Below are 25561 nucleotides of genomic sequence, written 5' to 3'. Positions count from 1 at the left end.
CGCTTCAGGCCCCCAGGGTCCGTTGTGGATCAAAGTCGATACCGGTGATGTGGCGGCTGCCGCCGTGCGCGGCGATATGCACCACCACATCGATGGTCAGCTGCAGCAAGCGCTTGATGACATCAAACTCCAGCCCCGAACCTTCGGCCGATGCCTTGACCATCAGCGCCAGCTGATCCCAGGTCTGGCCAATGCTGCCGGCATGGCAGCTGGTGATCGATCCCGGGTGGCCGGAGGCACAGTTGCGGATGAAGTAGAACGACTCATCACCACGCAGCTCGGCCAGGATGATCCGGTCCGGCTTCATGCGCAGGCAGGCCTCCATGCAGCTCTTGGCGGTGACATTGGCCGTGCTCTGCCCGCCCTTGGAGTACAGCAGGTGCACCACGTTGGGCTGGGCAATGAACAGCTCGCGCGCATCCTCGATGGTCACCAGCCGCTCGTTTTCCGGAATGTGGTTGACCAGCGCCTTCATGAAGGTGGTCTTGCCAGAACCGGTCGCACCGGCCACCACGATGTTCTTCTTGTAGTGCACCGCCTTGCGGAAGAAATCCGCGTACTGGCGCGAGGCACGCAGCTCCAGTAGCTCCTGGTCATGCGCGCTCAGGCTTGGCGCCCCTTCCAGCACACGCTCGAAGAAGCCGTCCTGCTGGTACTGGTCCAGGCTGCGGGTCTGGTGCGACGGCAGGCGGATGGTGATGGACACCGTGCCCGGCTCGCAGGCCGGCGGAATGACGAACTGTGCACGCTGGCCGGTGGGAAAGGTCAGCGACACCACCGGATCGGTATCGGTGATGCGCTGGCCGGTATTGCTTTCATTGACGATGGCCACACAGAACTGGCGGGCACGCTCGAACGTCATGCCCGGCACCTCGACCCGCTGCCACTGGCCACGGATTTCCAGCCAGACCTCACCGGGACGGTTGATGCAGATCTCGGTGACATCGTTGCTGGCGATGTAATCGCCAATGCCCAGCGCCTGGAACTGGTAGTCCAGGAAGGCATTGCCCAGTGCCGCCATGTCCATCGCCATGCCCATTGCTCGTCTCAGCGCTTCAGATTGGCCACAACAGCCGAGAAGTCGACATCGCGGGCGACATAGACATTGACCACGGTGCCCTGGTTGATGGTGACCGTCGGCTTGCGGTTGAGCTGCTGGGTGAGCACGTCATTGGCCATGCGCTCCATGGTCCGGGCCGTGGCACTTTCATACGGGGTGCTGACAATGGTGCCGTTGGCACCGATCTCGTACTCACGCGGACCATGTTCGGCAGCGGCGTACTTGAAACCGTCGGCCACCAGGCTGATCAACAGTGCGCTGGAAATCTTCTGCCCCCAGTGGTTGTCCAGGTCGCCCGGATGGCCGGCACCGCCGAGTCCATCCACACCCGGGCTGGACATCGTCACGTCAACCCCGTTGGGGGTGGTGATGCGGTCCCAGATCACCTGCACACGATCGGTCATTGCCCCGCCGTAGCTGCCAAACACCTTGGAGCCGCGCGGCAGCAACAGGGTCTGGCCGGTCGTGGAATACACCGGCTCGGTGACGATGCAGCTGGTGAAACCCGGATGGTCGGTGACCACACGCGTCTCCAGCACGCAACGGATATAGGTGCCACGCTGCAGCAGGGTGTCGCGCCGGTGCAGGAAACCGGCCTGGGCCACATCCTTGAGCTGAGCCTGGATACCGCCATCATTGCCTATGCCTGCAGGCATTCCCGCCGGTCCGGGCATCATCCCCATACCGACATCGGACTGGGCCACCATGCCATCGGGCAGGCCGCCGGCATCACCGATGCGACGAGCCAGCAGGCTCGGCCCACGCGGTGCCGCCATCTGGGTTGAATCATCGCCGGCGCTGGGCATTGGCATCGGCTCGGCCAACGGCAACGGCGGCACCATCGGTACCGGCTCGGCCGGTGGCGGCAGAGCCGGCATCCGTGCCACCGTCGGCGTATCGGGCACATACGGGCGCTCTTCGCGCGGCGCAGCGGCCGGCTTGTCCGGCTTGCTGCTGCGCCCCAGCATCAACCAGGCCATGCCCAGCACCAGCAGGATCAGCAGGCCCAGAAACATCAGCGCCTTGCGGTTCATGCGCTGGTTTTCTTCCACCCGCAGCTGCGGTGCAGCCGCGTCCAGGTCCGGGACCGGCTCGGCACGGGCAGCATTGAGATAGGGGTTGTTGACCAGGGCAGGGTCAACCATGCCCGGATCGTTCGGGTTATCCGATGGATTCTGACTCATTACTGCTTCTTCCTCCGCAGCCCGACCACGTTGTCGCCATGGCGCATCAACAGGTAGGGATAGGTTCCATGAACAATGATCGTGCTTCCTTCCACGGTGGTATTGACCACAAACTCCTCCGAGCGCTCACGTTCACGCGCATACACCGCCGGGAAATTGCCGCTCGGGAAGGCCACACCATCATTGAGGCGGATATAGGTAAAGCGGCCGTCGTCATACACGGCAACCGGAACCATCCAGGCTGCCTTGCTGCGGGTGGCATAGTCATAGCCATAGTGGTAACGACGATCCTTCTCGATCGCTGTCGATGCCCTGACCAGGTCCACCGGCTCCGGCTCCGGTTCGGCACCGGTCGCGGTCGCCGGGCCAAAGCTCTCCGGCGGATAGCTGAAGCGGATCTTGTACTGCACACCCGCTGCGCGGGCCTGGGACAGTTCACGCCAGTCGGTGGCAACCACCTTCAGTTCGAAGATGTAGGAATGGGCGGCCGTGCGGACCACCATGTTGGTGTCCACATCAACATTCTTCGGCTTCAGGTAGAAAACGTTGTCGCGCCGGCTCAATTCCCAGCCACTGCTGAAACCGGTGGAGTAATCCAGGATCTGCTCGGAAGGATCCAGCTCGATCTGGGTGGTGATGCCCAGCCCGGTACGCACCGGATAGACCGCATCAGGCACATAGGCATAGGTATCGACAACACGCCGGCCCACGGCCACGGCACCGGCAGGGACTTCCTGGGCCACGGCCACTGGCACCACCGCGGCCAGCCCGGCCACTGCCAGCGCAGCCGACAAGGCCAAATTCGAACTACGATTCATCGTGCGACATCTCCGTTAGGCGGCGGCAACGAGCCCATTGCTCCCGGGGTTGCCACCTGCTCCTGTCCTTGCTGAAGCTGACCCTGTTGCAGCTGCTGCTGCTGCAGTAATTGAAGCTGTAATTGCAGTTGCTGGATCTGCAGCGGATCCACGGCACCGGTTGCAGGCAGCGCTGCGCCCTCCGCGCCCGATACCGCCGGCTGGCCCGTCGCAACAGACAGGTCAGGCAGGGTTGTCGCCGGCACCGGCGCCAGCTCGACCTCGCCCGGCGTGGTCAGGGCCGCATCGTTGTCGACACGGTAGGTCTTGACCTGGAAGCCGAGCGGATTCTGGACACGATCGGCATCACTCAGACGCAGGTTCGGGTTGTATTCGAACTCGATCATGGCCACCTTGTTGTCGATCACACGGCTGCCACCGCTCTTTTTGTCAAACAGCACGCGCTGGAAACGCACCGTCGCCGCGCCCTCACGCCGCGGCCCGCCGACCCGCTCCAGCACGATGCTCAGGATGCGGATACGCACCGCGCGATCCTTGCCGTACAGGATCGAGGGATTGGCCGGGTTGCCCTGCCCCCATAGCGCACGCATCTCGGCCGAGACCGAGCCGGTGCTCATCAGGAACGGCAGTTTCCAGTCGCCGGACTGGGAGGTCATCATCAGGTCGTAGTCGTAGCTTTCACGCGCCACGACAAAGCGGTGGATGTTCGAGCGCGCCACCGCCTGATCGGCATACAGACGGCCATCGGCGGCCGAGGCCACCAGACGACTGACCTGGGCATTGCCGGTTACCGGATCCAGAACCACCAGATACGGTTCCCGCTCCTTGAGCGGCAGCATCATGAAGATCGCACCGGCCAGAATCAGCGTCACCGCCAGTGACACACCGGCTACCCACCAGGCCCGCTTCTGGCTGCGCCTGGCCAGATCTGCCACGGTCACTTCGTAATTCATTGATCGCAAGACTGCAGCATCCACTGCCGCCCCCGCCTTCTTCTTACCGCCTATCATCACGCCCCCTGTCAGACGCTGCGTTTACTGGTGTTGGCAATACAGCACCCGGGTCAGCCTGAAACCGACGCGGCCTCGGCAATCAGTGCATTGCCCTCGACCCGGACCACCACACCCTGCGCGGCATAGGCCTGGGCAACGGCCTGGGCCGCCTGCTGCAGGTCCGTCACGCTGACGGCTGCGATCTGCTGATGCAGCGTGTAATCGGACTGCAGGCGGTAATCCAGACGAAAACCACTATCGCTGGCCCAGCGCTGCAGCATTGTTTTCAGCGTGCGGTCCAATGGCGAAGCCTGGTAAACATAGGCGGTGTACAGCGGCAACTCCTGCGGCTGGTCAGTGAAATGATTCACTGGCTTCCAGCGCCCACCAAACTCCTTGGCCGGCGTGGTCCCGCAACCACTCAGCGCACCTGCCAGCACGGCAACGGTGACGACTGACAAAAAATATCCTTGCCTCACAAATCCCCCAGCGTCATGCAACATGGATGCACCAACCCACACCCGCCTCACCCCAGGCAGGTCAAGAATTGGCTTCAAATTTTCCTTGGCACAGCAGCACGTCGGCAGGAACACGACGACGCCACCCAGTACCCGGATGAGCCTTGCGGACCGTGACAGCCGTGCTGCCCCCAAGCCCTTGCTGGCTCATCGCTGAAAGGCTGCACCTATGAAACCGATATGCAGCGTTGATGGAGTGTGACTCTGCGCGTCCAAATATGACACGTCAAGCATTCAGCGGGCATTTTGCGTCAAAAAAACAACGGATGCGCAAAAGGGTGACATGCATCACGCCGAAAGCAAGAAGTCGGACACACTCAGACCCGGATCAACGGCACATCCACCTTGGGCAGCAATCGCGAGGTGAAATACCGGTCCTTGTAATAACGGATCTTGTCGCACTTCACCGGATGCGCGATGCCCTCGTACAGAAACACCTCGGTGTCATTACCCATGGCCTTGAGCTCCTGCGGCAGCATCAACGCACGCCGCTCCTCGCTGTGGCTGGTGGTCACGCTGGTTTGCGGCCCATTGGAGCGCGAGGTATTGCGCTTGCGCACCGTGGTGTAACCCAGCATTTCCGAGTAGTCATTGGCATCCTGCTGCTCACGCGGGGCATACAGGATCTGCAACGCATGGTTGGTGATGATGGTCCGCGACACATCCTTGCCATAGGTGGCATCGAGCTGCGCCATCGACTGGATGATGGGCAGCAGGCGGACGTTGTAACCGGCCATGTAGGACACCGCCGAGGCAATGATGTCGACCTTGCCGATCGCGGTGAACTCATCCATCAGCAGCAGGACCTGGTGCTTGAGTTCGGGATTGGCCTGCGGCAGCTCGCGGGTATTGAGGTTGATGATCTGACTGAAGAACAGGTTGATGATCAGCCGGCTTTCGGCCAGCTTGTTGGGCTGGATACCGATGTAGATGGTCATCTTCTGCTTGCGCAGTGCGGTCAGGTCAAAATCATCGGCACTGGTGGCCGCATCCAGCACCGGGTTGATCCAGGCATTGAGCGGCTCCTTGAAGGTGCCCATGATCGAGGCAAAGGTTTCATCAGCCTGCGACAGCAGGTTGGCGAAAGCCTGTTTCGCCTTGGCACTGAGGAACGGGCGCTGGGACAACTGCTGCAGGAACTTGCGCAGGTCCGTGCCATCACCGGAGGACAGCCGGTAGATGGCACCCAGCGTCGGCGCACCACTGCCGGGAAAACCGATGGCCAGCTCGTCATCGCGGTTCTCGAACAGGTACAGGGCAAACGCCATGAAGGCATTACGGGCCTGGCTGACCCAGAATTTCTGCTCGTCACTGCCATCGGGATACAGCATGGCGGCAATGGCCATCAGGTCAGAAACCCGGAACGCAGGATCCGGCGATACGTAGGTCAGCGGATTCCAGCGATGGGTGCGTCGATCTTCGGCAAACGGATTGAACAGGTAGACCTTCTGCCCCTGGCTTGCGCGCCAACCCGAGGTCAGGTCGTAGTTCTCCTGCTTGATGTCCAGAACCACCATCGACTCTTGATAATCGAGCAGGTTGGGAATGACCACACCCACCCCCTTGCCCGAGCGTGTCGGCGCGGCCAGGATGACAAACTGCTGGCCCGACAGGCGGACCAGACGGCCGCCATGCTTGCCAACGATCACCCCGGTTTTTTCCTTCTTGAACAACCCGGCCGCCGCCAGGTCACCTGCATTGGCAAAGCGGGCATCGCCGTGTATCTGCTGCTCCTTGTTGCGCACAAGCAGATAGACCACGCCCAGCCAGGCCAGCAAAGGCAGACCAAAACCAATGATTCCGGCCAGACGGATCCTGCCGAGAAAGGGTTGCACCTGGGGCAGATCCATCGCCGCCAGATAGGTGTAGTAGGTATTCCATTGCAGTGGCGTGGTTCCCAGCTCCAGCAATTTGAGGGTCAGCCAACCGGAAAAAACGAACCCCAACAGCAGTGCCAGCACAAACACCACCGCCACCGACAACATCCTGTTCCTGTGCAACACACGCCCTCTCCAATACAGGGACAGCCACCACCCAGTGGCCGGCATGACAGCGCCGTCATGCAACCGTGAATCTTGCCGCAGCCAATGTGATATCGCGCCCTCGCCAACCCAGGCAAAGTTGCATTCTGCAAAGCGCCTCACAATTTGCGTCAAAAAACAGGCACAAAAAAACCAGGCAATGCCTGGTTGTTTTTCACTTCGCTGCCGAAGTGGTGGGCGGTACAGGGTTCGAACCTGTGACCCCTACCATGTCAAGGTAGTGCTCTACCGCTGAGCTAACCGCCCACTGTGTTCCGGATATCGTTCCAGCCTGGGTACGGCCTGATATTGCCGTTTCCATGAACGCCACTTCGTTGATGAAGTGGTGGGCGGTACAGGGTTCGAACCTGTGACCCCTACCATGTCAAGGTAGTGCTCTACCGCTGAGCTAACCGCCCTTCGCGCCGCGCTTCAGCGCTGCGAGAGGCGTATATTAGGCAAGATCAACGCGTTGCGCAAGCCTTCCTTGCAACTTTTTTCACAGCAAGCTGGCCTCGCGCAATTTCTGCACCTGGTCGCGCACCCGCGCTGCCTCCTCGAATTCAAGATCACGCGCGTGCTGGTACATCAACTGCTCCAGGCGCTTGAGCTCGGCAGCCTGTTGCGACGGGGAAAGACGCAGGTAATCGGCAGCACTGTCAGCCACCTGGGCGGCGCGCTCACGCCCCTTGCCCTTGCTGCGCCCCTTGCTTTCCGCGCCACCGTCGCTGCTGCCGACATCGAGCACATCGGTGATCGAGCGCGCCACCGATCTGGGCACGATGCCGTGCAGCTGGTTGTACTCGACCTGCTTGCTGCGGCGGCGGTCGGTCTCGTCAATGGCCGCCTGCATCGACCGGGTGATCCGGTCGGCATACAGGACGGCCGTGCCACGGACGTTGCGGGCGGCACGGCCGATGGTCTGGATCAGCGAACCGGTCGAGCGCAGGAAGCCCTCCTTGTCGGCATCCAGGATCGCCACCAGCGAGACCTCCGGCATGTCCAGGCCCTCGCGCAACAGGTTGATGCCAACCAGCACATCGAACTTGCCCAGCCGCAGGTCGCGGATGATTTCCACCCGTTCAACGGTGTCCACGTCCGAATGCAGGTAGCGCACGGCGATGCCATGCTCGGACAGGTATTCGGTCAGGTTTTCGGCCATGCGCTTGGTCAGCGTGGTCACCAGTACGCGATCACCCTCGGCAATGCGCTGGCGCGCCAGCCCCATCAAATCGTCCACCTGGGTGGCCACCGGACGGATTTCCACCACCGGATCGATCAGCCCGGTCGGGCGCACCACCAGCTCGGTGATCTCCTCGCCCGCCTCACGCAATTCATAGGGTCCGGGCGTTGCCGAAACATAGATCGCCCGCGGGCAGCGTGCCTCCCACTCCTCAAAACGCAGCGGGCGGTTGTCCAGCGCCGAGGGCAGGCGGAAACCGAATTCGACCAGGGTCTCCTTGCGCGAGCGGTCACCCTTGTACATCGCACCGATCTGCGGAATGGTCACATGCGATTCGTCGATCACCAGCAGCGCGTCTGCGGGCAGGTAATCAAACAGGGTCGGCGGCGGCTCGCCTGCCGCCTTGCCAGTCAAATGGCGCGAATAGTTTTCGATGCCGTTGCAGTAGCCGACCTCGGCCATCATCTCGATGTCGTACTGGGTACGCTGCGCCAGGCGCTGCGCTTCGACCAGCTTGTTGGCGGCGTACAACTGCTCCAGACGCTGCTTCAGTTCGACCTTGATCGTCTCGATCGCTGCCAGCACCCGCTCGCGCGTGGTGGCGTAATGGGTCTTGGGATAGATCGTGTAGCGCGGCAGCTTGCGCAGGGTTTCGCCGGTGAGCGGGTCGAACATGCTCAGCTGCTCGACCTCGCCGTCGAACAGCTCGATCCGCACCGCCTCGCTGTCGGATTCGGCCGGAAACACATCCACCACCTCGCCACGCACCCGGAACGTGCCGCGCTCCAGCTCATACTCATTGCGGGTGAACTGCAGTGCGGTGAGGTGGTTGATCAGGTCACGCTGCTCCATGCGCTCGCCACGCGACAGGATCAGGCGCATCGACAGGTAGTCTTCCGGTGCACCCAGGCCATAAATGGCCGATACCGTGGCCACGACAATGACATCGCGCCGGCTCAGCAATGCCTTGGTCGCGGCCAGCCGCATCTGCTCGATGTGCTCGTTGATCGAACTGTCCTTCTCGATGAAGGTATCCGAGGACGGCACATAGGCTTCGGGCTGGTAGTAGTCGTAGTAACTGACGAAGTACTCCACCGCGTTGTCCGGGAAGAACTGCTTGAACTCCCCGTACAGCTGCGCGGCCAGGGTCTTGTTCGGTGCCATCACCAAGGTTGGCTTCTGCACCCGCTCCACCACATTGGCAATGGTGTAGGTCTTGCCCGACCCGGTCACCCCCAGCAGGGTCTGTTTGGCAACGCCGGCCTCGAAGTTCTCCGACAGCCTGTCAATCGCCTGCGGCTGGTCACCGGCAGGCTGGTAGGGCGAAGACAGCACAAAACGCTCAGACATGGGGACAACGCACCAGCGCAAGACAAGCGGCCAGTATAGCCGGCCGGCCGGATCCGCCTCGGCAAACAACCACCGCACGGCGGGAGCAGGCCTCACCTGCCGCTCAGCCAGTGACCGACAAGCAAACCGTGAGCGGCACGGCAGGCTGGTCGTGAGCCACCAGAGATAGCCGCATGTCCTGCGATTTCCATGCTGATGCACGGGGTTTCAGCCTGATCGAACTGCTGATCACCCTGGCCATTGCCGCCATCCTGCTTGCCATCGCCGCCCCGTCGATGCGTGAATTCGCTGCCCGCCAGGCACTGGTCAGCGCCAGCAACAGCCTGGTCACCGGCCTGCAGCTGGCGCGCAGCACCGCCGTCAAGAATGGACAGCCTGCACTGCTGTGCCCGTCACTGCATGCGGGCAGCTGCGGCGCGGCCGAGGACTGGTCACACGGCTGGCTGGTACGCAGTGAACGCCCACCCCATTCAACCGCCGAGGCCATGCAGGGCTACCTGCCGGCAAACATCCAGGTCAGCCTAAGCCAGGGCCGGCGTCACGTCCGCTTCCTGCCTGATGGCCGCAGCCCGGGCACCAATCTCACCCTGCACCTGTGCAGCCGCGGCATGGCATCGCGCCAGATCGTGGTCAGCAACAGCGGCCGGGTACGCAGCACCCTGATCAACAACACACCATGTTGAGCCGCTTGAAAACTTGCGCAAGCTGAATTCACACAGTACACTGCCCCCACGCCCGAATAGCTCAGCCGGTTAGAGCACTTGACTGTTAATCAGGGGGTCGTTGGTTCGAGTCCAACTTCGGGCGCCACTTTCAAAAGCCGCAGCTTACGCTGCGGCTTTTTTTGTTATCGCAGACACCAGCCCCTCCTGATTTGGCCAAGCCACAAGGCGATCAAAGTTCCAGCCATCGACACAACAAACGTCCAGGCCACTGGAACGTCAGATAGAAGCACATCAGATGCGTCACCCGGACCAAGACTGAAGCCACAGGCCGGATGACAGGACCGAGAGCGACATAATGGCCATGGGTGCGCATGTCCAACACCAAGCTGTTGGGCGGCAGGGTCCATGCAGCGCCCTGGCCCAGCAACACTCCATAGCCAAGATTCAGCCAGTCCATCCAGACATTTCCATTGTGATATGGAAAAGATCTCCGCCACGGGAAACCCGGCCGCGCTGATGCTGGCAATGATTCCACCGCGCAGCCTCCCACTGGAAACGTGTGACCTGGCCGCGACAAACCAGCCATCGCCTGAGCCAATAAAAAAGGCCGCAACAGAAGTTGCGGCCTTTCCATCAGAACAACGGCATCACCAGCATTGCGTCGCTGCACTGGCCGTGCCGCTTTCAGTTCGCAAACCGGCTTGATTGACAGTCAAGGTTCCACACAGTGTGTCGCGCGAGGCCTGAACACCCTGCGGAACTGCCTGGAGAATATAGCTGCGCGGAGCGTTGTCTCCAGAGAAACTTACCTGATAAAACTGCTCAATACCCTCACATTGCGCAGGGTCAGGCGCATCAGCATAACTGAGGTTGGTGGTGTAGTAGCGCTCCATCAACTGCGCACGCTCCATCAGGCATACAGCTGCTGCAGCACGCCTGGTTTTGACCACATGATTGGTGTAGCTGGGATAGGCAATCGCAGCAAGGATTGCGATGACCGCTACCACAATCATCAGCTCGATAAGGGTGAATCCGCGCTGGGAAACAAACGCAGCTCGGCGATCATCAATCAACATTCAACACCTCTCTCCAGGAAACGCGGCGCACTTCAGCCATACCCGCATTCGTACGGTAGCGCGAATAGGTACCATCATCCAGGCTGGTATACATATATTGACCCATGAAGATCGGGTTGTTGGGACCACTGCCATAACCAACACCGGAGTACGGCGTACCGGTATTGCCGCCCTTGTAATCCCCCTCATCACCGACAGTACCATCCATGTCGGCATCGAAGAAGACATCACTAAGCCGGCCGCCGGTGAACGGATCGATGGCCATGGTGAATCCCTTGCCGGTCGGGGTACACGGATCGTTCGAGAACGGGAAGCGTGTCGTACCGATCAACACCATGCCCTGGAAGAAATTCGGCACTACCATGCGTTCGCCACGTGCAGTCGCCGTGGAATTGGCAGCAGCCTCATCCGGGGACTGCAAGTTGATGAACCAGCCATTGGCGCCCGGGGCCCCCACCTTCTCGATAACCCGGCCCTTGTCATCCTCATCGGTGATTCGAACCTGCTTCAGCGTGGTACGAGCCACAAGTGCGTCTCGGTCGATCAACCCGTACCACGACTGCACATGGGCATTCTGCTCATTAGAAGTATCAGACTTGGAAAGGTAGCGACCGGTACCAAAGAACAGCCAAGTATCCGTCGTGGCCGAATAAGGATTACGCGCCACCAGTGGCGCAATGGTGATTGGCTGATTTGCATCGGTCTGGAAAATCTTGGTTGCCGAACTGGTGGCGATATCGATCTTCCAGACACTGCCCAGAAGGTCACCGGCATAAACGGTTTCAAAATTCCCATCCGGGCGGCTATCTGGATCTACGCCACGGCCATCCCATACATTGACAGGAGCCAGGCCGTTGTTCGAATCCGTGGAGACCACAGTAGAACCCATGTCAGCGCCAGTATAGGCATCGAGCATCAAGATGGCGGCACGCCCACCGCTGCTGTTGGGCCCATTGCCCATGAATACACGCCAATCACCATCGGCGACTTTTGCAATCAGCGGGCGACCAAGGCTGTTGCCGAGCATGCTGCCGATGGCTGGGTCTGCTGCCGTCTTTTCCCAGAGGAAGCTCGGGCTCTCCGGATTGGTGACATCCAAGGCGAAAATCGACTTCCCGCCACGCCCCATGGTACCGACCAGAACCGTCTTCCAGCTGGTTCCAACCTTAACATCGGCAATGGTCAACTCACCATCGACGCTGTATGCATGGTCATAGGCAGGATCCCAGTAGGGATAATTTCCCGTAGCAGGATCGTTACGCGAAAGCACCGACAACGATTCGGTAGGCATGAAGGCGAACAATTCGCGTCCATTGGAGGTATCGAATGCATGCAGGAAGCCGTCATTTGCACCGACATACACGACTTTCTTGCGCGACGCATTGCTGGCAGCAAAGGTCGCGTAACTTGTATCACCGCGATACAGATTCAGGTTGGGGGCACCGGCATATACCGGCGCCGAATTGACGATATCGCCCAGCATGCCATTGCGATTGCGGAACTCACGGGTACTACCGGATGCCGTGCTCTGCCGCTCATGCGTACGATCACCGAGGATATACTTGAGCTGGTTGTCACTACCTACCCATGACGAAGGCTTGACCAGGGTCGGCGAGTTTACAACCGCACCCGTGGCGCTGCGGTTGGAAATGAACTCCCGCATGCTGGAGCCATTGACATGGAACATCCTGCGCTTGGTGTAATGGCTATTGGCATCGGAAAGCCAGGTAGCCGCATCCCACTGGGCGGTCAACTCGCCACTGCTGGTGTCCACCGAACTGGCGATCAGGCGACCACCCCAGCCATTGGAGAGATACTGAGCTTGATAGGTATAGGCTCCCGCCTCCAGCTTGGTCGTGTTGCTGGCAAACGAACCGCCTGAGCCGGTGATGGAGTCAGTGATGCGCTGGAACGCCTCGGTCAGGCCATCGATCATGCGTTGACCATCGTTGGCCAAATACATATTGCGCGGCAACTTGAAATCGCCCGTGCCACCCAAGCCAGTGGCGGCCTTGACGTTCTGCGTCGCTGACGTCCAGGCACCCTCATTGCTGGCCCACCAGCTGGCATTGTAATCGCGCGCCGTGGCATTGCCATTGGCATCATAATCCGTTGCCGGGATGTCATAACCACCGAAGCGGGTGGCCAGGTAGTACTGGTTGGACGATTTGGACTTCAAATCATTCTGCTCTACCACATCGACCCAGTAGGTGGACACCGACTGACCCTTGAAGCGCCCACCCCCCAGATCCACGTTGGGAATGTCGGTACGGATATCCTGTGTATGCGCCCAATAAGCCAAGCCAGCCGTTAGATTCCGATCTGCGCTACCACCGCCAGCCTTGGTGCGCCAAGTTGACACAGAAAGCGTGCCATCACCGGAATGGTTAGAATCCTCATTATTGGTATTGGTATCACCAATGCCCAGAAACACACTGGTCTGGCATTGGTAGAGGGTAGAGTCACCGTTCTGACCGACCAGTCGCTCCGACCACGACGGCGCTGCCGCATTGGCGCCTGTGCCATACCAATCCTCGATTACCGGCAGACCATCCGCATTGCGAAAACGACCGGTCTTGCCGGATGAGGTGTGGGTGGAACTGACAGGCTCCAAGCTGGAGTAATTGGAAACATTGGCCAGACCGCGCATATAGCGCAGCGCCGTGTAATACATCTCCGAAAGGTTGTCATATTCCTTCAGGCGCGACATACCGGTACTGACCTGGCCAAAGCGGTTGACATAGTTGATGACGCCGCTATAGCGCACTGTGCAATCAGCACAAGTACCCCCACCTGCCTGGACATTGGTGTTGGTGGCATTAGCCATGTCCGGATCAGGATTGTTCAGGATCATGCCCGTGGCCGGATCCCATTCAGGGTTGTCGGTGCCACCAATACGCGCGCGATCAGGATACAGGGTGGTGGTACCGGCAATTTCAGACGCTGTCCACGGGGCGATGAACTTCAGACGCGAGCGCATCACTCCGCCGTTACGGTTTTGCCCGCTTTCGGCCAGGTAGGAAAACATCCCGAAGCGACTTTTATACGCGTTGAGCTGCAGCAGACCTTCAGGCTTGTAATAACTGCCGTACTGCGTACAGAAATCGCGGCGGTCATAAACCCCATCACAGACCTGCACACGCATACTCACCGCGTAATTTTCATTTCTACCGCGTACCGTACGACGATACTTGCCGTTATTGCGAGGCTCGCAATCGGGCTCCCCCGCCGCACATGCCTTGTCGGTTTCGGTTGTAGTGGTATCGGCATTCGGCAGCTGATGCCATCTCGGCTGGTAAGGAATAGCACTGGTGGAGTTGCCATCACTCTGATTACCATCAGTCACCGGCAATGCAATCGCCTTGGGATCGTTGTAACTGGTCGCGTTACCAATCCCGGAAGAGCTGGGCCTAAACCACATCTGATTGCGCAAACCACCAATTCTCGCCCTGAGATGCCCGGTTTTAGCCGGCGTAGCACCAGCGACAAGCGCCGTGGAATTCAATCGTCGCAGCTTGGTGTAATTATTATCCCAGCGGTCCGAATTCGCCTTCTCCAGGTACGTGACAGACGCCAGCTCACTGACAGAGTGCGTTACCGAAGCACCCTCACTGTCACGCACGGTCACATTGGAAACATTGCCATCAGCCGGGCGGTGAACACGATAACCCCCGGTAAGCGCCATGCGGAATGTGTCCGCCGCCTGCATGCCAGCCCAATTGAGGAAGTTGCCACTCCAGAGCTTTACATCACCACTGGTGGTACAAGTCCTGGAGGATGCATGAGCGGCCGGACGAAAATAGCGATTGACTTCATTGGTATGATATTCATAGGCATAACACACATCCGGGTTGAAATACCCGGAATAGGCCTGCGCCGCAGAGTAATTGGCATTACCTTCATCTACACCGGGCTGGTTGGCCTGGGTGACCACGGTGGGCCACTCCACCGAGGGCAGCAACACCATATTGCCCGGCACTGCACTGGTGACAGTCAACGGTTTGTTGTCAATGACAGCCGTGGACATGGCCGGGGTTGACATCAGCGTAACACCGAGGCCAAAAACAAATGATGGGAAACGGTGGTTGGCCATCACTTGCCTGCCCCCCATCGAAGTTTTCGTCGTCATGAGTTCACTCCCAAAGCCTTGTTGAAAATATTCATCAGCGTGCTGCCACATTGGACTGGAGTACAACCAGCGAGCGACCCTGCCCTGCTGCCGCGGCGGGATTCTGACTCCTGGCAACGATGCGGAACAGCGCCTCCTGGACCGCACTACCACCACCGCCACCATATTGATTGCTGCCGGCGCCAGAGCCCAGGTTCAAATCTTCGTGGGCATCGCGCAAACCCATGAACTGGATCATATATTGTGGTGCACCCGCCGTTGGCAGACCTGCAACCTGCAACCTGTCCGCGCTGACATTGCGCCAGCAATGCGAGGTGAGCGACCCATTACCTGAACAGGTGGTTCCGGCAACCGCCGCATCCGGCAGGCCGCACTGGGTTGCATCCGCAATACCAGTGGCACCGCCACGGCCAGGCGTCGGATCCGGCCCACATTTCACGCCGATGACCCAGCCATTGCCATTGGCAATGACAGTGTCGCGCACCAGTTGCTCAGCCTCGCGCAACGCTGTCTCAGCCTGCTGAAAAGCCAAGCTGCGGTCATACATGTTGGCACTCATGCGTTCGTTCAATGCAGTACCACGCACGACAACCAAACCCAGAATGGTCATAACCAGCAGAAGAATAAGCACCACGACCAATGCGGCACCTTGCTGTTGTGATTTATGTGTCATCGATTCACCCTCACAGGACACGATTACGCAGGGTCACCACATGTTCCACGCGACGCGAAAGTTGGGAAGCGCCTGCGCCAGCTGCGCCCACACCACTACGCCCCTCTTCCACCAGATCCATCGTGATCCGCACCGCGCGCACCTCTTGCCAGCCTGTTGCAGTGAGCAAATCCGAAGCGAGGACATACCCTGCAGGGGTCAAGTAGCTCAACTGCAGATTGCCGACACCACGCAGGACCTCCTCGGCCGCACCATCATTGACTTGACGAAACAAGGCAGGGCCATTGGTGGTATCACGCGTAAACCAACGCACTCCCTGGACCGTACCCAGCATGGCGTACTTGTCGTACTGATAGGCAATACCGGTGCCGCCGCACGTCGCAGCATTGGGGCGTGAAAAATAAGTACAGGTATTTCCCGATGCGGGCACTGCGAGCGCACCGCCGCTGATTTCGGTGCTGCCACTGTTGAACACCCCCAGCACCGCGTGGTCACACACGTAAACGTACTGTGCAGACCCAATTGCCGGGCTCGCCGGGACATAGGTAAAACTGGGCCCGACAGCCGCAGGCTGCACACTGACCGTGCGGACGTCATCGCCCATGCGTATCAACTGAAGCACATCTGCACCGGTCTGGTGCGCGGGCGAACCAGCGGCATTGGCCTCGAACCCGAACAACGGGTGATCAAAAGCCAGAAACCAGTTGCTGCCCGATGGAGTGGCGCCCGCCGCTGCTGTGGCGAGAACATTCGGGATCAACCCGGCGTCGCAGGCATTGCCACCTGCTTCGCGCACATCCTTGGCAATCAGCTCAAAGGCAAACAAGGATGCATCCTGCATGTAACCCACCGCCTGCGTAGAGCGCGAGGCTTGCTGGTTACTGAGAAAAATACCACCTGCAGCCAGCACCACCAGCAGGCCCAACAGCATCGCGATCATCAGCTCGATCAGCGTCAAGCCGGCCTGGCAATGCATCCGCGTGATTTTCAGCTCACCTGTCATATGGCCACCACTGTTTCGATCGTGCGCTCATCATCACCAGCCCCTGTGTCCACAGCAGTGCCGCGACTGTCATCCCATTGCACGGCAATCGTGCAGTCTGCACCACCAAAGGTATTGGCCGCACACTCTATGGAGCCACACGTGGAGGTATCACCTGCGCTGCCGATATTGCGCTTCAAGCCGGCAACCCATGCATTCACATCGGCCTGGGCGGCTTGCTTGCCTGCGGAATGTTCACTGTCAATGTCCGCCGCCACACAGCGCATTGACCCGGTATTGAAGCTGCCCGCCACCGCTTCGACACGATTGGCGCGCAGGATGTCCAAAATGGCGTAACTCTGCGCAACCGCCTGCGTATTTTCATACGCACTCTGGCTGTTGCGCAGCGAGGCAGCCTGCATGGCCGCGACGCCCAGCAATCCAACGCCGAGGATCAGCACCGCCACCAACACCTCGATCAGACTGGCCCCTGTTTGACGCCCCCGGGGCGAATAGACACGATGGTTCATCAGCAAGCCCCTCCGCCGTTGACTGGCACGACCTCAATCCGTGAGCCTCTGCTCAATGTCACCTGCCGTTGGTTCTGCGCAGGCCGCGTGGTCGGGATGCACAGCGTGATGGTGGCTGCCGCCAGCCCACCAGCGGCCGAGCGCGCCAGGCCATCAGCACGGAAACGTACCGGATAACCCGCAGCACTGATCCGCACCGATCCGTTGATCAGACCGGACTGTATGACCTCATTGTCGCGGCCACCGCGCACCAACCAATGGGTCCAGGTACCGGCATCAGAACAGACAAGACCATCTGTGGATGCACAAACGGTGACCCCGGCGTTTTGACGGATGGCCTCACTGCGGGCCACCTGGAGCGCCGATACCAACTCGTTGGCCTGGCCTGCCAGCCGATTGGTATTGATCAGCCCCGTCATGCTTGGTATTGCAATACCTACGAGAATGGACAGCACCAAAACTGTCACCATGAGCTCTACCAGTGTGAAACCGCACTGGCCAGCACACCCTCCATTCAGCACACCCGTTTGACGTTTCCTGGACAGCATCAACCTTCCCCGCACCAATGGCACAATAAGCATAGCCAAACCACTCTCCGACTCCACAGGCTGAGCGACAGACGGTGCAAAAACACAGCCGAACGGCCTCACTCCCCCGCTACAACCAACACCTGCAAGTGTTGTCGACCGGCCAATTCCTGGCGTGGGCATTTTTCTGTGGCGAGGCACTTGCCTTGCTGATGGCACTTGCCCCCGGCATCCCACATGACAGGCCCGTGTGGTTTGGCGTCAACTCCTTGATCATACAGTGGATCATCTTCGGGACGCTGGCACTGATCCATATGACGCATCATGGACTGAGCCGACTTTCATCGACAGCACAGATGGTTGCCATCCTCATCCTGCTGCTGATCGTAACCGCCACCACACTGTTTTTTTTCAACACAATACTGCCGGTACCACTGATTCCACCAGGTGCCCCGCTGCAGAATCTTGCAGTGGCTGGCTGCGGGATGGCGCTCCTTCTAGGCCTGATGTCCATAGGGATCATTGAAAACCACCTGCGACTGCAACGCCTCGCCCTCCAGGCCAGTCAGGCTCAACTACAGGCGCTACAGGCGCGGATACGCCCGCACTTCCTGTTCAATACCTTGAACTCCGCCGTCGCCCTGGTACGCAGCGAACCGGCACGCGCGGAGAACCTGCTGATCGACATGGCCGACCTGTTCCGAAGTGCGCTTTCGCCCGCCAGCACCATTACGCTGGCAGAAGAAATAGACCTGTGCCGGCGTTATATCGCCATCGAACAGGCACGTTTTGGCGATCGCCTGCAGACCCACTGGCAGCTGCCTGATCCCTTGCCTGCCTTGGCCATTCCCCCGCTCTGCCTGCAACCCCTGGTCGAGAATGCGGTGCATCACGGGGTTGAACGCTCACATGGCAGCAGCCTGATCCAGATCCACGCCAGGCTGGAACAGGACCGGATGGTGATCGACATCGGCAACCCGCTGCATGCAGCAGGCGCGCGGCACCATCATGGCCATGGTGTCGGACTGGAGGCCGTGCGTGCGCGCCTGGCCGCGTACAGCGAACAGGCCCGGCTGGAAACCTGGCAGGCAGACGGGCACTTCCATGCCCGCCTGCAGTTGCCATTGGGCGATCAGGTCACCACGCGGTAGCAGGGCTTGTAGTCGCCGGCGATCTTCATCCGGCGCTGCTCGACAAAGGCGCGCAGCAAGGCATCCAGCGATGCCATCAGCTCGGCATCACCATTGATTTCAAACGGGCCGTACTGCTCGATCCGGCGCATGCTCGGCTCCTTGACGTTGCCGGCAACAATGCCGGAGAACGCACGCCGCAAATCCGCTGCCAGCGCATGCGGCGGACGGTTCCTGTGCAGGTCCAGCGCGGCCATCGCCTCGTGGGTGGGCTCGAAGGGCTGCTGGAATTCCAGCGGGATATGCAGGCCCCAGTTGAAGTAGAACGAGTCCTTGTTGTGCAGGCGGTATTCGCGCACCTGCTTGATGCCTGCCGCCATCGCCCGGGCCACGGCCGGCGGGTCGCCGACGATGATCTGGTAGCGCGCTGCAGCGGCATCGCCCAGCGTCAAACGGATGAAACGGTCAATCTGCTCGAAATACGGCGCGGCCACCGCCGGACCGGTCAGCACCAGAGGGAATGGCAGGTCCTTGTTTTCCTCACGCAGCAGGATGCCCAGCAGGTAGAGGATTTCCTCGGCCGTGCCCACGCCGCCGGGGAAGACGATGATGCCGTGGCCCAGACGTACGAACGATTCCAGGCGTTTTTCAATATCCGGCATGATCACCAGATGATTGACTATCGGATTGGGTGATTCGGCGGCAATGATGCCCGGCTCGGTGATGCCGATATAACGCGCTGGATGCTTGCGCTGCTTGGCATGGGCAATGGTGGCGCCCTTCATCGGCCCCTTCATCGCACCCGGGCCGCAACCGGTACAGATATCCAGCCCGCGCAGGCCCAGCTCGTAACCAACCTGCTTGGTGTACAGATATTCATCACGCGGAATCGAGTGGCCACCCCAGCACACCACCAGGTTCGGATCCCCTGGCTGCAGGCCACGCGCATTGCGCATCAATCCGAATACTGCATTGGTGATGCCTTCGGAGGATTCCAGCTCGGCCGCATATTCCGGCCCCAGCTCGATCGCGGTATAGGCCAGGTCGCGCACCACGGCATACAGCAGCTCGGCAATGCCCTTGATGATGACGCCATCGACAAACGCCTGTGCCGGCGCATTGACCAGGTCGATCAACACGCCGCGGTCCTGCTGGGTGACCTGGATATCAAAGTCCGGGTACAGGTCCGAGGCTGCACGCGGATCATCCGAAGCACTGCCGCTGGTCAGCACCGCCAGCGCACAACGGCGCAGCAGGTCATGCATGCCTCCGGAAGAGGCATCGCGCAGACGCGCCACTTCCACCCGCGAAAGAATATCCAGCTCGCCACGCGGGAAAATGCGCGCATTCTGTACCGGGAGTGCACGCTGGCGCTGCTCGTTGTTGCTCATAACTTTGAATGTCCTCTTATCAACCCAGCGACTTTAGCGCCGGCCGCCAAAAAGAGAAACGGCCGGGTTGCCCCGGCCGTTCCCCTGTTCAGAACTGATCCGTCAAGGCATCAGAACTTGTACTTGAAGCTCAGCATCATCGACCAGCGCGACACGGCGGTGTTGCCCTTGTCGTTGTTGTTTTCCTGCACCGCTTCGTTGTCGGTCGAGCCGGTGAAGTTGTACACATACTTGCCGGTGGCCGGGTCAATGCCAGCGTAGTTGGCAACGCGACGGGTCGAGTAGAAGCCGTAGTCTTCGATCAGGCCCCAGTCCTTGTTGAGCAGGTTGCCGACATTCATGATGTCCAGCGCGATCTCGGACTTGTGGCCCTTGAAGAAGCCCGGCAGTTCCTGGCTGATGCGCACGTCGAAGTTGTTCACCCAGCTGGAACGGAAGCCGTTGGCCGGAGCGATCTGGCCCTGGTAGGCCGCCAGTTCCGGATTCTTGGCCAGCCAGTCGAAGAACTGCTTCTCCATCGCTGCACCACCGACCCACTGCACATCACCGTAACCGTTCGGGACATAGAACAGATCGTTGGTGGTGGCGCTGTCACCGTTCACATCGTTGTAGTAGATGTAGCTGAACGGACGGCCCGAGCGGCCTTCGTAGAACATGCCAAAGCGGGTGGCATAGTCACCGAAGAAGTTGTGCTTGAACTCGACGGTACCGGTGACACGGTCCTTGATGGCATAACGCGAGTTATAGGCAACGTTTTCGTTGGCGTTGTTGATCAGGGTGCCCGACCAGTTCGAGGTGTTCTGCGAGCTGGCCAGCGGACTGACTTCGGTAGCCTCGGTGTAGGTGTAACCCAGCGACCAGGCCCACTTGTCGGTCATCGCCTTGGACAGCGCGAAGGTCGCCTGTGCACCACGGCCCTTGTCGGTGTTGCGCAGCAGCATCACGTCGCCGACCCAGTTCGGGCGGCTGGCACGGTTGCCAGCACCGTTGGTGCCGTTTTCAGTGCCGAAACGGCCAGCGTTGGCCGGATCCAGGCCAGCGGCGTTCCAGTAGATCGCACGACCGTCCTGACCGTAAGCGGTCGGGCCAGCAACACCATCAGTGATGTCCAGACGCTCGAAGTACAGACCGTCATTGACCTTGGTGAACAGCACTTCGGCCGATGCGGTGATGCCGTACCACGGCAGCTCGTGGTCGAACGCCAGGTTGGCCTTCCACACCGACGGCAGCTTGGTGCCCGGCTCGACCAGGTCGACGTTGTCACGACCGGCAACGGCAGAGCCCGGGACATACGGATTGTTGACGTCCGGAGTGAAGATCGCACCCGGGTTGCGCAGGTCGTATTCCTGGTAGTTCAGACCGGTGTTGGAGTACGCACCGCCGAGCCACACGTTCGGGGCAGCACCGCCGAACAGGCCGACGCCACCACGCAGCTGGGTCGGGCGATCGCTGTCGAAGGTGTAGTTGAAGCCGACGCGCGGCTGCACCAGCTTGTCATCGACCAGGTTGGTGTTGTTGTAGCCGTACTCGGCCTCGATGCGCGGGTTGTACAGGCGCTGGTCGCTGAAGGACGGCATGTCGACGCGGACGCCAGCCATCACGTTCAGGTTGTAATTGACCGCCCAGGTGTCCTGCACGAACAGGCCGGTGTTCTTCAGGGTGAAGGCCGCCGGGATGTCGTCACGGCTGCCGCCCGGACGCGGTGCACGCAGCTGGTAACGGGTCGGCTCACCTGCCAGGAAGGCAGCCATGTTGGCAAACTCATACACACCGTTGAGGTTACGGCCGTAGAAGTTCATCAGGTCGTTGTCGCTGTAGTCGAAACCGAACTTCAGCGTGTGGTCACCGACATACCAGGTACCGGCACCAAAGGCATTCAGCTCCTTGGATTCAACGATATTGACGTGGGTGTTCTGCTCGGTGCCCAGCAGCAGTGCGTTGTTGTTGGCAAAACCGTTGATACGGATCTGCGGCAGGTTCACGCCCGGGACGCGAACAGCCGAATAATCCTTGTGCGAGACCTTGAACTCGGTGGTGAAGTTGTCGCTCCAGTTGGAGAACAGCTCACCCATCCAGGTCTCGTAAGCCTTCGGCTGTGCGTACCAGTAGCTGCTCAGCGAAACGGTGCTGTTGCCCAGGCCCGGGAAACGCATCACGTTCTGTTCCATCTTGTTGTAGCGCAGGGCTGCACGATGGTTTTCGTTGATGTTCCAGTCCAGCTTGACCGCGTATTCCTCGATCTCGGTGGTGGCATCGGGAGTGGTCAGGCCACCGACGTCATAGCCCAGGCCGGACATGTACTGCTGCACAGTGGCGATGTCGGCATCGGTGATCGAGCCATTGCCGTACGGGGTGCTGCTCAGGGCAATGCCCGGGGCTTCACGCTCGTACTTTTCGTAGTTGGCGAAGAAGAACAGCTTGTCCTTGACGATCGGGCCACCCAGGGTCATGCCCATGGTGGTTTCCTTGTCGAAGCCGCTGAAGTCTTCGCGGTCGCCTTCCAGGCGATCACGGACCATGTCCTTGTCGCGGTAGGTGTAATAGACGGTGCCGTGGAACTCATTGGTACCCGACTTGGTCACGGCGTTGACCACCGCACCGGTACCACCGGAGATGGTGGTGTCGTAGTTGGCCAGGTCGATGTTGATTTCTTCGATGGCATCCATCGAGACCGGCTGACGCTCGGTCGGCAGGCCATTGGATTCCAGGCCGAACGGATCCGAAGCGCCAATACCGTCGATGCGGATGGCGTTGTAACGGGTGTTCTGGCCACCGGCCGAGATCGCACCGTCAGCCTTGCTGACCTGCGAGATGCGCGGGTCAAGGCGCATGTAGTCCTGGATGTTGCGGTTGGCCGAAGGCATGGCTTCGATCATGTCGCGGTTCAGGTTGGTGCCGGTGCCCATCTTGTTGGCACTGAAGATTTCCGAACCACCGGCCACGGCATAGGCAGTGACGCCTTCCAGGGTGGCGACATCGCCGGTCAGGGCAGCGTTGACGGTGTTGACCTGGTTCAGGTTCAGGTAGACACCCTCTTCGGTCTTGGTGCCTTCACCAGGCTTGGTGATGGTGATGGTGTACGGACCACCCACGCGCAGACCGCGGGCGTTGTAGCGACCGGATGCATCGGTGGTTGCGCGGCTGACGGTACCCGACTCATTGTGGGTAATGACAACTTCGGCACCAATGACCGGCTGGCCGGCATTGGACAGGACCTGACCGCCGACACCGGCAGAGGTGCTCTGGGCGAAAGCCGGCGCAGCTGCAAGTGCAGCCACCAGGCCAAGGGTCAGCTTGGACATCCGGAGACGTGGGTGGTTCATTATGGGTAGCCTCGATACGAGTTGGCGATTGGTAAAAAACGCGATCCTTCAGCCCCAGGAACGACTGGGCGACTGATCGGCTGAATCTTGGGTGTCCCAACCGGGACGACTTTCAATGCAAGTTGTTGCAGTCGATACGGTTAAAAACAGGTTAACACAATAGACCGCAATTGTGACCACTTTGCGACAGAACAACGACCAACGCCCGACTGTAAGTCACTGATTTACATGACTGACATCCGGGAAAAGCTGACAATCCAGCAGGCAGAAGGCCCTGTTTTTGCGCCCCCCGCGCCCCCACCCCTGCGCAACAAATTACTTACACCTGCGCCGCACGATACCGGTTATCCAGCCACGCTGCAGCCACTTCCAGCGGACGCGCGATCTGCGCCACCTCATGGCCATAGGCGCGTGCGCGCAGCGCCGTCGGCATCGGCGGCGGACACAGTGCATGGATCTGGACACGGCTGTTGTGCAGCTCGGCGCGCAACATCGCCATCAGTGCATGCTGTGCTGATTGGGCCAAACCATACCCCCCCCAGTAGGCCTGCTCCCCACGCTCGGCGTGGTCCAGCGCAAACACCACCGCACCGCTGGCCGCCTGCAAGGCCGGCAGCGCCGCCTGGGTCAACCACAGGCGCGCGGTGAGATTGACGTGCAGCGCCCGCGCCAGGGCAGCCGGATCGGCATGCATCATCGGCGTCAGCCCCGGAAAGTCGGCGGCACAATGCACCAGCAGGTCCAGGCGGCCGTATTCGTCAATAACCCGTTCGACCAACTGCTGGTGATCGGCCGGCTGCGCGCCTTCCAGATCCAGCGGATAGAGCTGGATCTGCCCTCCCTCGGCCAGGATCTTCTGATACAGCGCATCGAGCCGCCGCAGATGGCGGCCACTGGCAACCACCTGCGCACCGGCACGGCTGCATACCTGGGCCATCGCACCACCGAGCCCACCGCTGGCACCGGTAACCACCACCACCTGGCCTGCCAGGAGGCCTGGACTCATACCACGCCCGCCTCGGCGACAATGCGTTGCAGCTCACCGGCTTCGAGCAGCTCGATGATGATCTCGCTGCCACCGATCAACTCGCCATGGACGAACAACTGCGGAAAAGTTGGCCAGTTGGAAAAACGCGGCAGGTTGGCACGCAGCTCGGGATCGGCCAGGACGTTTATCGTCTTCAATTGGCCAGCCCCGGCCGCCTGCAGTGCCTGCACCGCCTGGCTGGAATATCCACACATCGGCAACTGCGGCGTACCCTTCATGAATAGAATCATTGGATGCTGCTCAACCATCGCCTGGATTTGCTCGATCAACGCCAAGTGCGTGCTCCCGCCTGTGATTGCCAGCCCAGCCAACGGTAACGTCAGACTGGCGCTATAGTCTTCGTATTGTATGCCTGTCCACAAGGACGGCACCGGATCAGATCGTGGATACCTATATTCTCCCCTATCCCAGCACTGCGCTGCAGCCCCATATCAGCAGCGAGGTGGTCGGCACGCACCTTGCCCGCCTGGCCGGCCTGCAGCAAGCCCTGTGCAATGCATTGACGGGCAGTGACCTGGCGCAGATGGAACTGGATGTCGTGGTTGCCAGCAGTCAGGGCCAGACCTTCGAGCTGGCGGCAAGCTGCCTGAACCAGCGTTTTTTCTGGGATGGGCTGTGCAGCAGGAGCCCTGCCGAGCCGGGCGGGCGTATCGGCGAGCGCATCAAGAGCGACTTTGGCTCATTGGGCGCACTGCAGGAATCCTTCAGCCAGCACGCGGCACAGCTGCCGGCTGACGGCTGGATCTGGCTGGTCGAACAGGCCGACGGCCGGCTGGCGGTCACCTCGCATCCGGGTATCGGCAATCCGTTGACCGGCACCTCCCGCCCCGTGCTGGCCTGCCCGCTGGACCACACCCTCTGGGACAGCCCGGGCAACAGCGACCGATCGAGCTGGCTGACCGGCTTCTGGAAACTGGTCAACTGGGACATGGCCGAGCGCAACCTGCGCTGAGCCGGCGCA

Annotated in this window: 21 protein-coding genes and 3 tRNA genes; 4 read left to right on the top strand and 20 right to left on the bottom strand. The window is 60.3% G+C overall.

Annotated features, from left to right (window positions below; all coding sequences use genetic code 11):
* Nucleotides 1-4: 4 nt before the first annotated feature.
* From virB11 to uvrB, 9 genes are all read right to left on the bottom strand, one after another.
* Nucleotides 5-1033 carry a P-type DNA transfer ATPase VirB11 gene (gene virB11, locus ABB25_RS08620; protein WP_057666106.1) on the bottom strand — a complete coding sequence of 343 codons (1029 nt, stop codon included), beginning with the start codon at nt 1031-1033 and terminating at the stop codon, nt 5-7.
* Nucleotides 1034-1047: 14 nt separating this feature from the next.
* Nucleotides 1048-2205, bottom strand: a complete 1158-nt coding sequence (locus tag ABB25_RS08615; RefSeq protein WP_057665895.1) for a TrbI/VirB10 family protein — start codon at nt 2203-2205, stop codon at nt 1048-1050.
* 38 nt (nt 2206-2243) lie between these two features.
* A complete protein-coding gene (locus ABB25_RS08610) occupies nt 2244-3062 on the bottom strand; it encodes a TrbG/VirB9 family P-type conjugative transfer protein (RefSeq protein ID WP_057665893.1) in 819 nt (272 codons plus the stop codon).
* On the bottom strand, nt 3059-4015 hold the full coding sequence (locus tag ABB25_RS08605; RefSeq protein ID WP_057665891.1) for a VirB8 family type IV secretion system protein: 957 nt from the start codon (nt 4013-4015) through the stop codon (nt 3059-3061). Before ABB25_RS08605 ends, ABB25_RS08610 begins: the two co-directional genes overlap by 4 nt.
* A 110-nt stretch (nt 4016-4125) precedes the next feature.
* Nucleotides 4126-4557 (bottom strand): TcpQ domain-containing protein, encoded by a 432-nt coding sequence (locus ABB25_RS08600; RefSeq protein ID WP_057665889.1) that lies wholly within the window; start codon nt 4555-4557, stop codon nt 4126-4128.
* 332 nt (nt 4558-4889) lie between these two features.
* Nucleotides 4890-6557 carry a type IV secretory system conjugative DNA transfer family protein gene (locus tag ABB25_RS08595; RefSeq protein WP_211259305.1) on the bottom strand — a complete coding sequence of 556 codons (1668 nt, stop codon included), beginning with the start codon at nt 6555-6557 and terminating at the stop codon, nt 4890-4892.
* A 228-nt stretch (nt 6558-6785) separates the two neighbouring features.
* A tRNA-Val gene (locus tag ABB25_RS08590) sits at nt 6786-6860 on the bottom strand.
* Nucleotides 6861-6937: 77 nt separating this feature from the next.
* Nucleotides 6938-7012 (bottom strand) — tRNA-Val (locus tag ABB25_RS08585).
* A gap of 80 nt (nt 7013-7092) precedes the next feature.
* Nucleotides 7093-9126, bottom strand: a complete 2034-nt coding sequence (gene uvrB, locus ABB25_RS08580; RefSeq protein WP_057665885.1) for an excinuclease ABC subunit UvrB — start codon at nt 9124-9126, stop codon at nt 7093-7095.
* Between the two features lie 173 nt (nt 9127-9299).
* Between uvrB and ABB25_RS08575 the strand changes: the two genes are divergently transcribed.
* A complete protein-coding gene (locus tag ABB25_RS08575; protein WP_057665883.1) occupies nt 9300-9809 on the top strand; it encodes a GspH/FimT family pseudopilin in 510 nt (169 codons plus the stop codon).
* Between the two features lie 50 nt (nt 9810-9859).
* Nucleotides 9860-9936: transfer RNA gene (locus ABB25_RS08570), tRNA-Asn, on the top strand.
* An 84-nt stretch (nt 9937-10020) separates the two neighbouring features.
* Here the strand turns inward: ABB25_RS08570 and ABB25_RS14555 are convergent.
* The 7 genes from ABB25_RS14555 to ABB25_RS08545 form a co-directional block, all read right to left on the bottom strand.
* Nucleotides 10021-10248, bottom strand: a complete 228-nt coding sequence (locus tag ABB25_RS14555; RefSeq protein ID WP_152981121.1) for a hypothetical protein — start codon at nt 10246-10248, stop codon at nt 10021-10023.
* 190 nt (nt 10249-10438) lie between these two features.
* Nucleotides 10439-10867 (bottom strand): type IV pilin protein, encoded by a 429-nt coding sequence (locus tag ABB25_RS14320; RefSeq protein WP_083488208.1) that lies wholly within the window; start codon nt 10865-10867, stop codon nt 10439-10441.
* Entirely contained in the window at nt 10857-14996 is a 4140-nt protein-coding gene (locus ABB25_RS08565; RefSeq protein ID WP_083488207.1) for a pilus assembly protein, read from the bottom strand. Before ABB25_RS08565 ends, ABB25_RS14320 begins: the two co-directional genes overlap by 11 nt.
* A gap of 34 nt (nt 14997-15030) precedes the next feature.
* Nucleotides 15031-15669 carry a pilus assembly PilX family protein gene (locus ABB25_RS08560; RefSeq protein ID WP_083488206.1) on the bottom strand — a complete coding sequence of 213 codons (639 nt, stop codon included), beginning with the start codon at nt 15667-15669 and terminating at the stop codon, nt 15031-15033.
* Nucleotides 15670-15679: 10 nt separating this feature from the next.
* Nucleotides 15680-16672: a prepilin-type N-terminal cleavage/methylation domain-containing protein gene (locus tag ABB25_RS08555; protein ID WP_057665879.1), complete on the bottom strand. Its 993-nt coding sequence runs from the start codon at nt 16670-16672 to the stop codon at nt 15680-15682.
* On the bottom strand, nt 16669-17181 hold the full coding sequence (pilV, locus tag ABB25_RS08550) for a type IV pilus modification protein PilV (protein ID WP_057665877.1): 513 nt from the start codon (nt 17179-17181) through the stop codon (nt 16669-16671). Before pilV ends, ABB25_RS08555 begins: the two co-directional genes overlap by 4 nt.
* Complete coding sequence (locus ABB25_RS08545) at nt 17181-17729, bottom strand: GspH/FimT family pseudopilin (RefSeq protein ID WP_057666103.1); 549 nt, start codon at nt 17727-17729, stop codon at nt 17181-17183. Before ABB25_RS08545 ends, pilV begins: the two co-directional genes overlap by 1 nt.
* Nucleotides 17730-17857: 128 nt before the next feature.
* On the opposite strand from ABB25_RS08545, the gene ABB25_RS08540 reads away from it, so the two are divergent.
* A complete protein-coding gene (locus tag ABB25_RS08540) occupies nt 17858-18859 on the top strand; it encodes a sensor histidine kinase (protein ID WP_160319424.1) in 1002 nt (333 codons plus the stop codon).
* Here ABB25_RS08540 and ppnN read toward each other — a convergent pair.
* The 4 genes from ppnN to grxD form a co-directional block, all read right to left on the bottom strand.
* A complete protein-coding gene (ppnN, locus tag ABB25_RS08535) occupies nt 18841-20229 on the bottom strand; it encodes a nucleotide 5'-monophosphate nucleosidase PpnN (protein WP_057665872.1) in 1389 nt (462 codons plus the stop codon). The two genes, ABB25_RS08540 and ppnN, sit on opposite strands and share 19 nt — an antisense overlap.
* 110 nt (nt 20230-20339) lie before the next feature.
* A complete protein-coding gene (locus tag ABB25_RS08530) occupies nt 20340-23552 on the bottom strand; it encodes a TonB-dependent receptor (protein ID WP_083488203.1) in 3213 nt (1070 codons plus the stop codon).
* A gap of 319 nt (nt 23553-23871) precedes the next feature.
* Nucleotides 23872-24558, bottom strand: coding sequence for an SDR family NAD(P)-dependent oxidoreductase (locus tag ABB25_RS08525; RefSeq protein WP_057665869.1), 687 nt, complete (start codon nt 24556-24558; stop codon nt 23872-23874).
* A complete protein-coding gene (gene grxD, locus ABB25_RS08520; RefSeq protein ID WP_057665867.1) occupies nt 24555-24875 on the bottom strand; it encodes a Grx4 family monothiol glutaredoxin in 321 nt (106 codons plus the stop codon). The genes ABB25_RS08525 and grxD overlap by 4 nt, the downstream gene beginning before the upstream one ends.
* A 107-nt stretch (nt 24876-24982) precedes the next feature.
* Between grxD and ABB25_RS08515 the strand changes: the two genes are divergently transcribed.
* A complete protein-coding gene (locus ABB25_RS08515) occupies nt 24983-25552 on the top strand; it encodes a Fe-Mn family superoxide dismutase (protein WP_057665865.1) in 570 nt (189 codons plus the stop codon).
* The last annotated feature ends 9 nt before the right edge of the window (nt 25553-25561 follow it).

This window comes from Stenotrophomonas koreensis, assembly GCF_001431525.1.
GTDB lineage: Bacteria > Pseudomonadota > Gammaproteobacteria > Xanthomonadales > Xanthomonadaceae > Stenotrophomonas > Stenotrophomonas koreensis.
The sequence above is the reverse complement of the archived record's forward strand: the minus strand, read 5'-3'. Positions and strand labels throughout refer to the sequence as shown.

What these genes read in the sequence shown, in the direction of transcription:
- virB11 (WP_057666106.1), bottom strand. Translation starts at nt 1,033, where the DNA reads ATGGCGATGGACATGGCGGCACTGGGCAATGCCTTCCTGGACTACCAG.
- ABB25_RS08615 (WP_057665895.1), bottom strand. Translation starts at nt 2,205, where the DNA reads ATGGTTGACCCTGCCCTGGTCAACAACCCCTATCTCAATGCTGCCCGT.
- ABB25_RS08610 (WP_057665893.1), bottom strand. Translation starts at nt 3,062, where the DNA reads ATGAATCGTAGTTCGAATTTGGCCTTGTCGGCTGCGCTGGCAGTGGCC.
- ABB25_RS08605 (WP_057665891.1), bottom strand. Translation starts at nt 4,015, where the DNA reads ATGAATTACGAAGTGACCGTGGCAGATCTGGCCAGGCGCAGCCAGAAG.
- ABB25_RS08600 (WP_057665889.1), bottom strand. Translation starts at nt 4,557, where the DNA reads ATGTTGCATGACGCTGGGGGATTTGTGAGGCAAGGATATTTTTTGTCA.
- ABB25_RS08595 (WP_211259305.1), bottom strand. Translation starts at nt 6,557, where the DNA reads ATGTTGTCGGTGGCGGTGGTGTTTGTGCTGGCACTGCTGTTGGGGTTC.
- uvrB (WP_057665885.1), bottom strand. Translation starts at nt 9,126, where the DNA reads ATGTCTGAGCGTTTTGTGCTGTCTTCGCCCTACCAGCCTGCCGGTGAC.
- ABB25_RS08575 (WP_057665883.1), top strand. Translation starts at nt 9,300, where the DNA reads ATGTCCTGCGATTTCCATGCTGATGCACGGGGTTTCAGCCTGATCGAA.
- ABB25_RS14555 (WP_152981121.1), bottom strand. Translation starts at nt 10,248, where the DNA reads ATGGACTGGCTGAATCTTGGCTATGGAGTGTTGCTGGGCCAGGGCGCT.
- ABB25_RS14320 (WP_083488208.1), bottom strand. Translation starts at nt 10,867, where the DNA reads ATGTTGATTGATGATCGCCGAGCTGCGTTTGTTTCCCAGCGCGGATTC.
- ABB25_RS08565 (WP_083488207.1), bottom strand. Translation starts at nt 14,996, where the DNA reads ATGACGACGAAAACTTCGATGGGGGGCAGGCAAGTGATGGCCAACCAC.
- ABB25_RS08560 (WP_083488206.1), bottom strand. Translation starts at nt 15,669, where the DNA reads ATGACACATAAATCACAACAGCAAGGTGCCGCATTGGTCGTGGTGCTT.
- ABB25_RS08555 (WP_057665879.1), bottom strand. Translation starts at nt 16,672, where the DNA reads ATGACAGGTGAGCTGAAAATCACGCGGATGCATTGCCAGGCCGGCTTG.
- pilV (WP_057665877.1), bottom strand. Translation starts at nt 17,181, where the DNA reads ATGAACCATCGTGTCTATTCGCCCCGGGGGCGTCAAACAGGGGCCAGT.
- ABB25_RS08545 (WP_057666103.1), bottom strand. Translation starts at nt 17,729, where the DNA reads ATGCTGTCCAGGAAACGTCAAACGGGTGTGCTGAATGGAGGGTGTGCT.
- ppnN (WP_057665872.1), bottom strand. Translation starts at nt 20,229, where the DNA reads ATGAGCAACAACGAGCAGCGCCAGCGTGCACTCCCGGTACAGAATGCG.
- ABB25_RS08530 (WP_083488203.1), bottom strand. Translation starts at nt 23,552, where the DNA reads ATGAACCACCCACGTCTCCGGATGTCCAAGCTGACCCTTGGCCTGGTG.
- ABB25_RS08525 (WP_057665869.1), bottom strand. Translation starts at nt 24,558, where the DNA reads ATGAGTCCAGGCCTCCTGGCAGGCCAGGTGGTGGTGGTTACCGGTGCC.